General features: G+C 52.4%; 12 protein-coding genes. 7 read left to right on the plus strand and 5 right to left on the minus strand.

Features of this window, described 5'->3' with window-relative positions; translation table 11 throughout:
- The first annotated feature begins 76 nt into the window (after positions 1 to 76).
- Positions 77 to 799: a helix-turn-helix transcriptional regulator gene (locus tag ACFOE0_RS18130; RefSeq protein WP_248934022.1), complete on the plus strand. Its 723-nt coding sequence runs from the start codon at positions 77 to 79 to the stop codon at positions 797 to 799.
- Between the two features lie 19 nt (positions 800 to 818).
- Here the strand turns inward: ACFOE0_RS18130 and ACFOE0_RS18135 are convergent, their stop codons facing one another.
- The 3 genes from ACFOE0_RS18135 to ACFOE0_RS18145 form a co-directional block, all read right to left on the minus strand.
- Positions 819 to 2,354 carry a hypothetical protein gene (locus ACFOE0_RS18135; protein ID WP_248934023.1) on the minus strand — a complete coding sequence of 512 codons (1,536 nt, stop codon included), beginning with the start codon at positions 2,352 to 2,354 and terminating at the stop codon, positions 819 to 821.
- A 167-nt stretch (positions 2,355 to 2,521) separates the two neighbouring features.
- On the minus strand, positions 2,522 to 3,883 hold the full coding sequence (locus ACFOE0_RS18140) for an NCS2 family permease (protein WP_115137379.1): 1,362 nt from the start codon (positions 3,881 to 3,883) through the stop codon (positions 2,522 to 2,524).
- Between the two features lie 240 nt (positions 3,884 to 4,123).
- Entirely contained in the window at positions 4,124 to 4,552 is a 429-nt protein-coding gene (locus ACFOE0_RS18145) for a hypothetical protein (protein ID WP_248934024.1), read from the minus strand.
- A 131-nt stretch (positions 4,553 to 4,683) separates the two neighbouring features.
- Between ACFOE0_RS18145 and ACFOE0_RS18150 the strand changes: the two genes are divergently transcribed.
- Positions 4,684 to 5,757 (plus strand): bifunctional transcriptional activator/DNA repair enzyme AdaA, encoded by a 1,074-nt coding sequence (locus tag ACFOE0_RS18150; RefSeq protein ID WP_248934025.1) that lies wholly within the window; start codon positions 4,684 to 4,686, stop codon positions 5,755 to 5,757.
- A gap of 25 nt (positions 5,758 to 5,782) precedes the next feature.
- Here the strand turns inward: ACFOE0_RS18150 and ACFOE0_RS18155 are convergent, their stop codons facing one another.
- Positions 5,783 to 6,406: an HAD-IB family hydrolase gene (locus ACFOE0_RS18155; RefSeq protein WP_248934026.1), complete on the minus strand. Its 624-nt coding sequence runs from the start codon at positions 6,404 to 6,406 to the stop codon at positions 5,783 to 5,785.
- A 298-nt stretch (positions 6,407 to 6,704) separates the two neighbouring features.
- Here ACFOE0_RS18155 and ACFOE0_RS18160 point away from each other — a divergent pair, with 298 nt between their 5' ends.
- Positions 6,705 to 7,487 carry an AcfA family outer membrane beta-barrel protein gene (locus ACFOE0_RS18160; protein WP_248934027.1) on the plus strand — a complete coding sequence of 261 codons (783 nt, stop codon included), beginning with the start codon at positions 6,705 to 6,707 and terminating at the stop codon, positions 7,485 to 7,487.
- A gap of 147 nt (positions 7,488 to 7,634) precedes the next feature.
- Here ACFOE0_RS18160 and ACFOE0_RS18165 read toward each other — a convergent pair whose 3' ends face one another.
- Positions 7,635 to 8,900, minus strand: coding sequence for an NAD(P)/FAD-dependent oxidoreductase (locus ACFOE0_RS18165; RefSeq protein ID WP_248934028.1), 1,266 nt, complete (start codon positions 8,898 to 8,900; stop codon positions 7,635 to 7,637).
- Positions 8,901 to 9,044: 144 nt separating this feature from the next.
- Here ACFOE0_RS18165 and dapA point away from each other — a divergent pair, with 144 nt between their 5' ends.
- From dapA to ACFOE0_RS18185, 4 genes are all read left to right on the plus strand, one after another.
- Positions 9,045 to 9,956 carry a 4-hydroxy-tetrahydrodipicolinate synthase gene (gene dapA, locus ACFOE0_RS18170; RefSeq protein WP_248934029.1) on the plus strand — a complete coding sequence of 304 codons (912 nt, stop codon included), beginning with the start codon at positions 9,045 to 9,047 and terminating at the stop codon, positions 9,954 to 9,956.
- Between the two features lie 66 nt (positions 9,957 to 10,022).
- Positions 10,023 to 11,024, plus strand: coding sequence for a 4-hydroxyproline epimerase (locus tag ACFOE0_RS18175; RefSeq protein ID WP_115137372.1), 1,002 nt, complete (start codon positions 10,023 to 10,025; stop codon positions 11,022 to 11,024).
- Positions 11,025 to 11,035: 11 nt separating this feature from the next.
- Positions 11,036 to 12,514, plus strand: a complete 1,479-nt coding sequence (locus tag ACFOE0_RS18180; protein WP_248934030.1) for an aldehyde dehydrogenase (NADP(+)) — start codon at positions 11,036 to 11,038, stop codon at positions 12,512 to 12,514.
- A gap of 219 nt (positions 12,515 to 12,733) precedes the next feature.
- On the plus strand, positions 12,734 to 13,408 hold the full coding sequence (locus ACFOE0_RS18185; protein WP_248934031.1) for a GntR family transcriptional regulator: 675 nt from the start codon (positions 12,734 to 12,736) through the stop codon (positions 13,406 to 13,408).
- Positions 13,409 to 13,463 lie beyond the last annotated feature (55 nt).

The following is a 13,463-nucleotide window of genomic DNA, read 5'->3' on the forward strand; positions in this document are numbered from 1 at the left end:
TGTTGACTAAATGTTAGCGCCTGCGGCTTGTGTCTGGCATGGTTAAATTAGAGTCCATTGTCAGACAGGGGGACAGATGAAATGGTCACTGTTGTCAGCCTGGGTTCGACAATTGATGCGGTGTCGGGACGCGGGTGAGATCAATGCCAATCTGGGTCCGTCGCTGAAACTGCTTAAAGCCGATGCATTTCTGCTGTTTCTCTATCAAGCAGACGGCTTGAGTCGATACTGTTTTTCTGCAGGGCTCAGTGCTGATTCCCATTGTTTTATTGCCACCCATGCAGAAGAAGATATCTATCTGCAAAACTATTTGTCTCAGGGGTTGATTGGGCATAGTGCTGTACTGCAGAGGCTCCCTTCCCATCAACAGCTGGAGCAAACTGAATTCCTGCACAGGTTCGCCCCTCACTTTGACTTTAATCAGTCGTTGGGGCTTATTCTTCCTCTTGGTGAGCATTGGCTGATGGGCCTGTCCTGTCATCGTCATTCCGGCTGTTTCCCAAAGCGTGCCAATGAGGAGTTAAGTGTCGTAGGGGCGGCGTTGCTCCCCTGGGCGCAAAAGTTTGTGGAGCAGCAAACCACAACAATGCCCAGTGGTTTGATACTACCTGGCGAGCATTTGACCCCGGCTGAATCCCGGGTAATGAGTTTGCTTATGAAGGGGATGGATGGCGGGGAGATCTCTGAGTTACGCGGAGTGAGCCATGAAACAGTGAAGTCTCAGATAAAGTCTCTGCTGCATAAATCCGGATGCCGCCATCAAAATCATCTGCTCAGTAAATTGGCGGGTTGGCATTAGCATCAACCCGCCTGCAGAGTTACCGTCTGATCAGTATGGCGAAACCTTCCCCTTCGGTGGTGGGGTAGATATTGAACATCACGGTGTAACTGGCATTGACTATCCAGCGCCCGGATTCGGCATCTGTAAGTTGATTATCCTCCAGTGTCAGTTGCCAGTTTTCCGTAAGACCCAATTCAGCTTCATTATCGTCCGTGGCTTCATGGGTCCACTGCATCAGCCCCTCGCTGTCTATCGTGACACTGTCGATATCATAGCTGTAACCATAGGCATCATTTTCTCCCAGAGGGATCTCTAACCCCACGGCAAACCAGTTCCCTTCAAGCTCGGCAAGAACATGGGTTTGCGGCTGTTTCAGGCCTATCATCAACTCCTGTTCAAGCTGATCCCATACTGCTACCTGAACCATGACATCTTTATTGGCCGACAGCTGAATGTACCCCTGATTGTCTTCCATAACCCGGCCATGGGCATTCAAATTCAATGTGAAGTTTTCGTCTTCATCAGTGCCCTTGAGATCAGTCAGTTGGGTTGCGCCTTCAGAATCTATGGTCAGGTGATACAGACCGGTTCCCAACAACCCCGGGTCCATTATCTGGTGTGCCGGTGTATAGAGGTTACCTATGATCCATTCGCCAGCCAGATCGGATTGCGCATAATGCTCAGCCTGTTTGATGCTGGTGGCAATTCTCTGTCTATGGGATTCACCGTCCCACCAGAGCATCATCTGCTTGGTGCTGTCCAACTGTATCCAGTTCTCAGATTCATCATTGGCGGTGATTCTGCCGGTGTCATCTATGACAATGGCATACTCTTCGCGGTCAAACCGGGTGCCATCGATACGCTGTTCATCCACAGCCAGAATACCAGTGTCAATGACCCATTTCGCCAGTCTATAGTCGAAGGAATCCTCGCTGTTATGGCCAAACCTGGGGGTCAGGAACTCGAATGACAGCCAGTTACCGTCCAGATCCTGCAGGTCATAACCCGGGTTCAGGGTGTCATCAAAGTGAGCCAGTGCGGCATCTGCACTGACCATGGCGTCAGGATCCATCCCTGCGGTGGTCATTACCTGCTGCAGTGGTGCATCAAATGCTTCGCTGCTCAGATCCAGCGTCGTACCTGCCAAAGCCTGAGTGGTTTCTGCAGTAATGGTAATCCCACCGGATGCCACTCCATTACTGTCCAGGGATTGTAATAGCCGTAATGTATTGACCACCTCGATAGTCCTGGGGTCGTCAGTGGCGAACAGAGTCAGTGGAGTGACCTGAGCAGATGCAGTCACTTCAGGGAAGGCGATTCCTCCCAGTGTGAAGTTAATGGCTTCACCCGCAAGATAGTTGAACTGGCCGTCAGCGTCGGTCAGGCCTGACTGACTGGCGGTGCTGAATCCCAGCCCTTCCACCGGACTGTCGAGGAATACTCCGGTCAGCACCTGAGGTTCAGGAGCAGGCGGTTGAACGGTTTCTACTGCATCATTGTCGCTGCCACAGCCCCACAATAAAGCGGTGCCTGACAGAACAAGGGCTAACGTATTGAGTTTGAAATGTTTCATACAGGCCTCCTTGGTTACTCTCTTTGTAACGCCGGAAGGCTCAGGGGCTCATCCCCCCTGCGGGGGATAATTACCGGATATGTCAGTCAAAAGTACCCGGCAGGGGGAGAAAAGATTGGGAACTATGGGAGAGGGAGGCCGTTTCCAGCCTCCCCTTGAAAGAAGGCTTAGATTGCCCAGCCACCGGCGTAGAAGGCCACCAGAGCCAGCGTCAGAGCCACAATACCAAAGTTGATTTTGCGCCACTCACCGGCAAATACCCGACCGCAAACCAGACATACAAAGCCCAGCATAATGCCGGTCACAATGTTGGCAGTCAGTACGATGAACACAGCACACACCAGACCGGACAGGGCATCGATAGAGTCATCGAAGTCCAGCTTGGTCACATTGCTCAGCATCAGCAGACCCACATACATCAGTGCCGGTGCAGTCGCATAGGCAGGTACCAGATAGCTGATGGGAGAGATAAACAGCAGCAGCAGGAACAGCACGCCAACAACCACAGCTGTCAGACCTGTCTTACCACCGGCAGCGGTACCCGCGGCGGACTCGATATACACAGCCGCTGGTGCACCACCCACAAAGCCGGATACCACTGAGCTGACAGAATCAGAGGTCAGCGCCTTACCACCGTTGATGATGTTGCCCTCTTTATCCAGCAGGTTTGCCTGTCCGGCCAGCGCGCGTATCGTCCCAGTTGCATCGAATACTGCTGTCATTACCAGGGCCAGTACGCTTGGCAGAATAATGGGATTCATGGCACCCATAATATCCATGGTACCGACCAGAGAAGTGTCACCACTGATCTCTGGCATGGCAAAAAAGCCGTGGAATTTCACATTGGGGTCGAAGATCAGGCCAATCACAGAGATGGTGATAATCACCAGCAGAATGCCGCCCGGTACACGACGCTTTTCCAGTCCCAGAATCGCCGCCAGACCAATAATCGACATGATCACAGACAGAGAGGTGAAGTCACCAAACTCAATTGGCAGACCATTACCCGGGTTTTTGATAATCAAGCCCGCACTGTTGGTGGCGATCAGCAGCAGGAATAGACCTATGCCAATGCCTGTTCCGTGGGCGATACCCATAGGCAGGTGGGTCAAAATCCACTGGCGCAGGCCGGTCACCGTAATGGCGGTAAAGGCCACACCCATCAGGAATACGGCACCCAGAGCCACAGGAATAGAGATCCCCTGACCCAGTACCAGACTGAATGCGGTAAAGGCGGTCAATGAGATGGCACAGCCAATCGCCATAGGCAGGTTGGCCCAAAAGCCCATCAGCAAGGAGCCAAATGCGGCGACCAGACAGGTAGCGATAAACACTGAGCCCTGGTCAAAACCCGCAGCCCCCAGCATGCTGGGCACCACAATAACCGAGTAAACCATGGCCAGGAAGGTGGTCAGGCCCGCCAGCAGTTCCTGACGTACATTGCTGCCACGCTCGGAAATGGCAAAGAGCTTGTCCAGTAACCCGGGAGCTTGAGTCTGAGGGGCGGTTTTTATTGTGTTATCCGACATGGTGATTCCAATCCGGTGTTTTATTAAAAGTTATAAGCCCAGACATGATGTTTGGCGTAATAGAGGTACTGAAACCAGATTGGGTTTCAGTTGATGGGGTGAAATTATAACTTTGTCACCGGCGTAATGGTGAAGAATTTAGCCGAAAACAGATGCCGGTATACCAAACTGTGGCACCGGACAAAAAAGTGATAGGGCGGGTTTTGCGCTATGTCCCGCCATTCAGAGTATTTGATCTGCCTAGTTCTCTGATTCCTGATCAATCAGCGGCAGAGGGTTTAACTCGTCATCCTCTTCTTGCAAAGCAGGCTCAGGAGTGCTCTGAGTCTGTTCTACCACACGTCTGCCAATAATGGTGACGCCCTGAGTAAAGCTGTAGCCGTAACCATAGCCACCACTTTCAAATACACTGCCACTGCCATGGATTTGAGCAAAGTTATAGTTGCCGGACGTGATGGGCATAATAGACTGCACCTCATAGCCTTCAGCATTCAGAGCTTCAACCGCAGCGGCGATATCCTGGCTCAGACGTTCGCCGTCCACCATGGCGTCGGACTCTTTGGGCGACTTTTTCTTCGACCAGGCATCGGCAGCCTTGCCTGCCAACTGCTGGAAGTGAGCGGGTACATAAACAACTTTATTCATTGGCTTATATTCTGTTAGTGGCATCTGATGCTCATTGTGCACGGCTTTGAGTATGTTGCCAAAACCTGGTTGAAAAAATAGGTGTTCAATTTTCGGTTGTTGCATCAAAGGCATTGTCGTTAAGGTGTGGGTAGAACAAAAGCAGGGATATGTGAATGCGGATTGAAAACAAGAAACTGGAAGATAAGTATTACCAGGCATTGATCGCCAGGGACGCCAGTTTTCTGGGTAGCTTTTATGTGGGAGTTAAAACCACCTCTATTTTCTGTATTGCTACCTGCAGGGCCCGCAAACCCAAGCGCGAGAATGTGGAGTTTTTTGATTCCCTGAAAAGTGCCATGGATAATGGCTATCGTCCCTGTAAGGTATGTCGGCCGACGGAAAATGCACACCAGGCACCGGAAGAGATCAACCGGGCCATTGATGAAGTGCGCGCCAATCCCAAGCAGAAGGTAGGGGATGCCCGCCTGCGGCAGATGGGCATTGCGCCGGAAAAGATCCGCCGCTGGTTCAATAAACACTATGGAATGACCTTTCAGGCGTTCCAGCGTATGTATCGGATAAACAACGCCATGATAGAACTTAAGCAGGGTAAAAGCGCCACTGATTCCGCCTTTGATTCGGGGTATGACTCCCTCAGTGGTTTTGGTTATACCTTTAAAAAGTACACAGGCAAGTCACCCAGTGAACTGCAATCTGCGCCCCTGTTAATCGACCGGTTTACTACGCCATTGGGCCCTATGTTTGCCTGCGCCAGTGATCAGGGCCTGTGCCTGCTGGAGTTTGTCGACCGCCGAATGCTGGAGACTGAGTTTGAAGATCTGCAGCGACGTCTGAAGACCTGCATCATGGCGGGAGAGAATGAGTTTATTCGTCAGGCCAAGCAGCAGGTTGCCGAGTACTTTGCCGGTGAGCGACTTGAGTTTGATATCCCACTGCATACGCCGGGCACAGAGTTTCAGAATCGGGTTTGGCAGGCGCTGAAGCAGATAGATTATGGTGATACTGCCAGCTATATGCAGCAGGCGGTGAAACTGGGTAACCCCAAGGCAGTAAGGGCGGTAGCCAGCGCCAATGGTATGAATCGTCTGGCAATTATCATCCCCTGCCACAGGGTGATAGGCAAAGATGGCAAGCTGGTGGGGTATGCCGGCGGACTGGAGCGTAAGCGCTGGTTGCTGGAGCATGAGGCTAAAATTGCCAATAAATATCTTGCCCTTAAAGCCTGAGTACAATGCCAACGAGGTTTGTGCATTACAGCGTCAGGGATTCAGAGTTATCGCTCTGTTTGACCTGACGCCACGCCATCCAGGCATGGTCCGCCAGTGCCAGCATCTCCCTGTCCTCGTTGGTATCTCCATAGGCATGAACAGCGCCAAACTCTTTTAAATCATAAGCCTGAAGTATTCTTTTGGCTTTCTCTCCTGCGCAGCAATCCGCGCCCCGGTAATGGCCGGTTAACCTGTCACCACAGATTTCGACCCGGGAGCAAATTAGCTCAATTCCCTGAGTCCGGGTCCAGGGTTGCAGGTATAGATCCAAAGAGGCAGAAACCAACACCAGGGTATCGCCCCTTTGCCTGTGCCACTCCATAGCCTGTTGTGCCTCTGGCCGGATAAACCCCGGCAGCAGGGTTTGTGCATACAACTCTCCCAGATCTCTCATGGCGCTGGCATCACGATTTCCCAGTGCATATTTAAGGGCGATATGTCGTGCCCGGGTGGCGGACATCAGGCCAGACTTGTAACCCCATTTGGCGGTCAGCAATGGCAGCGCGAAGGCGAGCTTGCGCCTTTTGGAGGTAGTGAGCTTGATAAAAGTGCTGAAGGTATCCGTATCTGTGATAGTGCCGTCGAAGTCGAACAGTGCGAGATCCATGCTGTACTGAGTATCTGTGATTCAGGCGGCTCAGAGTACCAAGCTGCGACACGCTTTGTCAGCCCAAAGCTGCTCAGGCCGATCGCTTTCCCCAATAGTTTTAGCGAATTAGCTTTATCTGTTTCGGGTTCCCCTGTGAAAAAAACTTAATAGCTCAGACACAGGTCCTTCATCTGAGACTCTTTAGACTTCATCTCAAGTTAGCAAGTGGATCAGTCACTTGCATTGCAGAAGGTGCAAACAAGTCCTGTCGGTGGAGTTATTTGTTCCTTCCTCATTAAATGATGAAGGTGTTCCAATGAAGAAGCGTTTACTGCTGCCATTGCTGGTCATGAGCCCAGCTGTTTTTGCCGCGCCAAACTCAGATGTTGAATATGATGTCACCGCAGTTGAAGTTGATTCTCCAAACGGCGTGGAAGTGATGGCGGTAGGCGATGAAGTTCAGCTGCCGGTTAAAAGCAACAGTGGTATTTACGCCGGTCTGGAGTATGGCATTGGCGCTGTGGAGCAGGATTATCACACCAACTTTGCCGGTGACAATGTCAACCTGAAGCCTGGTGGTCGCACCGACGTGGGTGGCGCCTTTATCGGTTACCGTTTCGACAACAACTTTGGTGTTGAGTTTGGTTATAACCAGTACAAGGCCAAGGATTCATTCGGCAAAAACATGGGTACCACAGACCATGTGTTTACTGAAGGTAAGCCTGGCGTGTCAGCCACCCATGAGCGTGATTGGAGCGCCAACACCAAGGCCCACCAGTACATAGTTAAGCCAGTTTACTTTATGCCTCTGAATGACAAGCTGACCCTGAAAACAGGTCTGGGTCTGGTACTGACTCAGTACAGCTATCATGCCGGCAGTGAAGATGAGTTTGAAGCGGTCGCCAATGACGATCTTGAGCAAACCATCACCCGTGCCGGTGGCGCACACCACACCGAAAATGCTGTCGGTGGTATCGCCAGCGTAGGTTTGAACTACAACGTATACAAAGGTCTGGATCTGGGTGTAGCTGCTCAGTATCAGTTTGACCATGTGGGCAACGTCAGCGAACTGCTGTTCAGCGCCACTTATCAGTTTTAAGTTTCAGGAATCCAGATAAAGGAGCCGGTGAGATTCCGGCAAGTGTTTCATCTCATTATTCTCTTCCTTTAATACCGGTTTATTTGGTTAACGCATGGCTTCTCATCCCTTTTTTGAAGCCATGCTTTTTTTTGCCCTGAATTTGGGTCAGTTAAACCTGGCGATAGAGTAGGGGATCATATTGACCGCTGGCTTCTCTCCCATCACTTCGGCCGCGACCAATTCTGCGCTGACTGCTGCCAGTGTCAGTCCCAGATGTTGATGACCAAAGTTAAAAAACAGATTGTCATGGCGGGGCGCTTTACCCATTACCGGCAATGAATCCGGCAGTGTGGGTCTGAATCCCATCCAGCGTTTCTCATCTTCGGGTTTATCGTCCTGTATATCCGGCCAGATGCTCTCGCCCAGCTGTTTCAGCATATCGGCACGCTGATAATTGGGCGCCTGCTTAAGGCCCGCGAACTCCACTGTGCCCGCCAGCCTCAGGCCTTCACTCATGGGCGTGAGAATAAACTTCTTTTCAAAGGAGACTACAGGCATGGTCGGCATCCGCTCGCTACTGACCATATAGTGATAACCGCGCTCGGTATCCAGTGGGACCTGATAGCCAAGTTGACTGCACAGGGTTTTGGAAAAGGCTCCGGTGCAAACAACCAGCTTATCTGTGTTGAGTACCGAGCTGTCTGTGCTCAGGGTCAGTTTGCCTTTGGCGTGTTTTATCTGGGTGATCTCAGCCTGCAGCAGTTTAACCCCCAGAGATTTGGCATAGAGGAACAGGGACTGACTGAGCTGATAGGGGCTGGAGGTGTGGCCTACCTGAGTAAAGTGCAGGGCATGGGTGATATTGGGATGCAGTCCCGGTTGCAGGGCATCCAGTGCCTGACGCTCAAGCAGCTCAACCCCGACTCCTTCACTTTGGTACATGGCCCGGGTGGCTTTGGCGGCTTCGCGGGAGTCTGATTCAAATGTCAGCAGACTGCCTTTGCAGTGGAGCAGATGCTGGTTCTGGCTTTTATCAAGCAATCTTTGCCATGCATCCATGGCGCCCTCATTCAATGCTCTCAGCGAGGCAGTATTTCGTTTAAACACCTGCCTACGCATATTGGTCATAAATCGCAAAAACCAGGGAATCGCCCTGAACAGATAAGTGGGGCTGATGCGTAATGCCCCTTTGGGATCCAGCAACATGCCCGGTAGTTGCGGCAACAAAGAGGCCTGCGCCAGCGGGAATACCTGCTCAGTGGCAAAGTGGCCTGCATTGCCTTTTGAGCAGCCTTCACCCACACCATCCTTGTCTACCAGGGTGACTGTCGCCCCCCGTAGCTGCAGTTGAATGGCGGTACATAAGCCAACTACGCCGGCCCCCAGCACCACAATATGCGGGGTCTGATTCGAATGTTGCTGATTTTGCATGTTTGTAAAAATGCCGCTTGATTTTGTATACAATATACCTTAGTTTAAAAATCAAGCAATAGCCGGGAAGGCAAAATTAACGCTACTAAATCCCTAAATAAACCTTCAATTTCCCAGTGATTTTTAGTCAGGAGTAAAACCGCAATGAGACCAGATTGGAAAGGTGTATATCCAGCCGTATCAACCCAGTTCAGAGCTGATGATTCAATTGATTTTGAACAGAATGCCAAAATGTGGGAAAGCCTGATTGAAGATGGCGTACACGGCATCATTGTGTGTGGCACAGTAGGCGAAAACTGCCAGCTCAGCGCTGAAGAGAAGCGTCAGGTAATGAAGGCGGCAGTAGAAGTGATTGCCGGTCGCGTACCTGTTATCTGTGGTGCAGCTGAAACCACCACCGCCGCTGCGGTTCAGTTTGCCAAAGATGCCGAAGAGATTGGCGTAGATGGCCTGATGCTGCTGCCCGGAATGGTTTACCGCTCCACTGAAGCCGAGGCCATAGTCCACTATCAGACGGTGGCCCGCCAGACCAAACTGCCCATCATGATCTACAACAACCCGGTCAGCTATGGTGTGGATATTTCCATTGAAGGCATGAAGGTGCTGGCAGAAGAGGCCAACATAGTGGCGGTGAAAGAGTCCACCACAGATACCCGCCGTATCACTGAGTTGTACAACACTTTTGATGATCGCTTTATCGTGTTCTCAGGTGTGGATGATATCGCCCTGGAAAGCCTGATGCTGGGCGCGACCGGTTGGATTTCCGGCCTGACCAATGTGTTCCCTCGCGAGTCCGTGGCGATTTACACCCTGGCACAACAGGGCCGTTACGAAGAAGCCCGCGAAATCTGGCGCTGGTTCCTGCCACTGCTGCGTCTGGACACCATCCCAACTCTGGTGCAGTGCATCAAGTTTGCTGAGCAGTTGGCGGGTCGCGGCAGTGAGCGCGTTCGTGCCCCACGTCTGCCTCTGGCGGGCGAAGAGCGTGCCTATGTTGAACGTGTTTACCAGCAAGCGCTGGAAAGCCGTATCGATCTGAGCAAGTTTGGTCTGTAAGTCTTTATTGGGCTGGCCGCTGTTAATCGCAGCGGGCGGCCTGGATTTTATGAGCAGGATTTGCAGATGAATAAAGGAACCTTTTTTTGTATTGATGCCCATACCTGTGGCAACCCGGTTCGGCTGGTGACTTCCGGTCATCCTGTGCTGGAAGGGGAGACCATGGGAGATAAGCGGCTGCACTTTATGCGGGAGTATGACTGGATCCGTCAATCTCTGATGTTTGAGCCCAGAGGGCACGACATGATGTCCGGGGCATTTCTCTACCCGCCCTGCAGCGACAATGCCGACGCCTCGATTCTGTTTATCGAGACCTCTGGCTGCCTGCCCATGTGCGGCCACGGCACCATAGGTACGGTAACCGCCGGACTGGAAGCCGGGCTGCTTAAGCCACGGGTGCCGGGCAAGCTCACCATTGATGTACCTGCAGGGCAGATCAATGTGGAGTACGCCATGACGGGCAACAAGGTGGAGTGGGTCAAAATCTTCAATGTGCCCGCGTATTTAGCCCACAAAGATATTGAAATTGATGTGCCTGAACTTGGCAGACTGAAGCTGGATATCGCCTATGGCGGTAACTTTTACGCCATCGTCGAGCCTCAGCAAAACTTCCCGGGTATTGATGCCTGGACGCCGGGTGACATCCTCAAGTTCAGCCCGCTGGTGCGGGAGATTGCCGGTAAGGCGGTGGAATGTGTCCATGTTGAAGATCCTAAGGTTCGGGGTCTTTCCCATGTGCTCTGGACCGGCAAACCGCAAACTCCCGGCTCCAGTGCGGCCAACGCTGTGTTCTATGGTGATAAGGCGATAGACCGCAGCCCCTGTGGCACTGGCACTTCATCGCGTATGGCGCAGTTGCACGCCAAAGGTCTGCTGCAACCCGGGGAGAAGTTTGTCCACGAGTCGATTATCGGCAGCCAGTTTGTGGGTACGATTGAAGAAATTACTGAAGTCGGTGGCATTACCGCCATCAAGCCTTCAATTCAGGGATGGGCCAGGGTCACGGGATACAACCAGATCCTGGTGGATGATGACGATCCCTATGTTAACGGATTTCAACTAGTTTAAGGGGAAGCAAGATGCTGACCGGATTGAGTTTTATCAACAATCAGTGGGCTGCAGAAGGCGAAGGCAGTTTCAGTGCCATCAATGCGCTGGACCACAGTGCCATGACGCCTGAGTTCCAGAATATCAGCGATGCACAGCTGCAGGCTGCCTGCGAACAAGCCTGGATAGCCTTTAAAGCCTACCGTCAAACCAGCCGTTCAGAGCGAGCGGCGTTCCTCAGTACCATTGCCGATGAGCTGGTGGCCCGGGAAGCAGAGCTGGTGGCCCGCACCCCGCTGGAAACCGGACTGCCTGAAATGCGTATTAAAGGCGAGTTGGGTCGCACTGTGGGACAGCTGCGCCTGTTTGCAGGAAATCTGGAAAAAGACCCAGAGGTGATCGCCCATGATGGCGCGCTGCCGGAGCGTGCGCCGTTGCCACGCCCGGATCTCAAGCTGAGCAAGATCCCCGTTGGCCCGGTTGCCGTATTTGGTGCCAGTAATTTCCCGCTGGCATTCAGCGCCGCAGGTGGTGATACCGCTTCTGCGCTGGCTGCAGGTTGCCCAGTGGTTTACAAGGCTCACACAGCCCATCCGGGTACCAGTGAAATTGTAACTCAGGCGATTGCCGCCGCCATCGCCCGCTGCAATATGCCTGCTGGTGTGTATCAGCTGCTGCAGAGCAAGTCATATGACATCAGCCATGCTCTGGTGAAACATTCCCGCATTCAGGCGGTGGGCTTTACCGGCTCTTATGCTGTGGGGATGGCGCTGCTGGACAGCATTAAGCAGCGTCAGCAGATGATCCCCTTCTTTGGTGAATTGGGCTCTATTAACCCTCAGGTGTTGCTGCCTGGCGCGGTTGCAGGCAACGAAGATACTCTGGCAGTGACCTTTGTCGGATCACTGAATATGGGCGCAGGTCAGTTCTGTACCAATCCGGGTCTGTGGCTGGTGAGCGAGGCCGAGGCTGAAGGCTTTAAGCAATCCGTATCCCGTGAAGTGGAGCAGTCAGCCCCTCAGCCTATGCTGACCCCGGCGATTCTCAGCTCTTATCAAAAGGGTTGTGACACCCTGGCACAGCATTCCCGGCTGGTGGCCAGTGGTCAGAGTGAAGATAAGCGCTGTGCCACTCAGGTGTTCGCGACTTCCGCAGCTGAGTTTATTGCCAATGAGGCTTTGCATCAGGAGGTGTTTGGCCCGGCAGCTTTGCTGGTGACCTATAAAGATGCCGCTGAGCTGGAGCAGGTATTGGAAGGGCTGGAAGGTCAGTTGACCGCCAGCATCCATGGCAGTGATGCACTGATTGCTGCCAACCAGAATGTGGTTGAGTCGCTTTGCTATGCGGTAGGGCGCCTCATCTACAACCAGATGCCAACAGGCGTTGAAGTGTGTGACTCCATGATGCATGGCGGTCCTTTCCCCAGCTCCACCGATGTGCGCAGCACCTCAGTTGGCAGCCAGGCGATTGAACGTTTCCAGCGCCCATTGTGCATACAAAATGCGATTTAGTCGCATCTAAACCGTTCTTATGTGAGTGATGTAGAGCTGAGGAAGAGTTTGTGGTCCTTCCATACGGGATGCATCGGAGTGAGTTCTCTGCTTTCCCCGAAGCAGAGAATTAACTCCATTAGGGAAGGTTATGTTCTTGTGCGCTTCATCTATCCCAGGGCCAGCTTGTCTGGCCTTTTTTTAATGAGTTACATAAACTGCCGGGACTTTTTATACACAATGCAAAATGCCACGATGAAGATTACCTACAAGACGCGCACCGAGTTTGTTGTTGATACTATCCGCGAAAAGATTCTGTCAGGTGAATTCACAGCAGGGCAGCCATTGCGTCAGGCGGCACTGGCCCAGGAGATGGATGTCAGCCGTATTCCGGTTCGTGAAGCACTTTTGCAGTTGGAAGCCGAAGGATTGGTGAAGTTCCAGGCCCATAAAGGCGCCATAGTGACAGAGCTGGATACAGCCCATCTGGATGAGCTGTTTGAAATGCGTGCCATGCTGGAAGCCGACCTGCTGCGCCGCTCAGTGCCCAGGATGTCAGCTGCAGATTTTGATGAGGCAGAAACCCTGTTGGCAGCTCTGGATCAAGCCTTTGCCGATGGTGGCAGTATTAATGAGTGGGCTGAATTGAATACCCGTTTCCACCTGTTTCTGTATCAGGGAGCGCGTCGTCCTCAGACATTGGAGATTGTTGGTAACCTGAATAAGAATGCCGACCGTTATATCAGCATGCACCTGTTGCTGGCTGATGGTATTAAAAAGTCAGGTGGTGAGCACAAACAGCTTATCGACCTGTGCCGCAGTGGCCATATCGACGAAGCCTGCAGCCTGCTGAAGGACCATATCTTCAGTGCCAGAGATGAGATCAAAGCCCTGCTGAAAGACGGTACCATTTAGCACCAGATAAACCGATGAACAGATGATAACGCCCGGCATTGAGCCGGGCTTTATT

This window comes from Shewanella submarina (assembly GCF_042646185.1).
Classification (GTDB): Bacteria; Pseudomonadota; Gammaproteobacteria; order Enterobacterales; family Shewanellaceae; genus Shewanella; species Shewanella corallii.

Excerpts from the sequence above, each read along its gene's own strand:
- ACFOE0_RS18130 (WP_248934022.1), top strand. The coding sequence starts at position 77 with ATGAAATGGTCACTGTTGTCAGCCTGGGTTCGACAATTGATGCGGTGT.
- ACFOE0_RS18135 (WP_248934023.1), bottom strand. The coding sequence starts at position 2,354 with ATGAAACATTTCAAACTCAATACGTTAGCCCTTGTTCTGTCAGGCACC.
- ACFOE0_RS18140 (WP_115137379.1), bottom strand. The coding sequence starts at position 3,883 with ATGTCGGATAACACAATAAAAACCGCCCCTCAGACTCAAGCTCCCGGG.
- ACFOE0_RS18145 (WP_248934024.1), bottom strand. The coding sequence starts at position 4,552 with ATGCCACTAACAGAATATAAGCCAATGAATAAAGTTGTTTATGTACCC.
- ACFOE0_RS18150 (WP_248934025.1), top strand. The coding sequence starts at position 4,684 with ATGCGGATTGAAAACAAGAAACTGGAAGATAAGTATTACCAGGCATTG.
- ACFOE0_RS18155 (WP_248934026.1), bottom strand. The coding sequence starts at position 6,406 with ATGGATCTCGCACTGTTCGACTTCGACGGCACTATCACAGATACGGAT.
- ACFOE0_RS18160 (WP_248934027.1), top strand. The coding sequence starts at position 6,705 with ATGAAGAAGCGTTTACTGCTGCCATTGCTGGTCATGAGCCCAGCTGTT.
- ACFOE0_RS18165 (WP_248934028.1), bottom strand. The coding sequence starts at position 8,900 with ATGCAAAATCAGCAACATTCGAATCAGACCCCGCATATTGTGGTGCTG.
- dapA (WP_248934029.1), top strand. The coding sequence starts at position 9,045 with ATGAGACCAGATTGGAAAGGTGTATATCCAGCCGTATCAACCCAGTTC.
- ACFOE0_RS18175 (WP_115137372.1), top strand. The coding sequence starts at position 10,023 with ATGAATAAAGGAACCTTTTTTTGTATTGATGCCCATACCTGTGGCAAC.
- ACFOE0_RS18180 (WP_248934030.1), top strand. The coding sequence starts at position 11,036 with ATGCTGACCGGATTGAGTTTTATCAACAATCAGTGGGCTGCAGAAGGC.
- ACFOE0_RS18185 (WP_248934031.1), top strand. The coding sequence starts at position 12,734 with ATGCAAAATGCCACGATGAAGATTACCTACAAGACGCGCACCGAGTTT.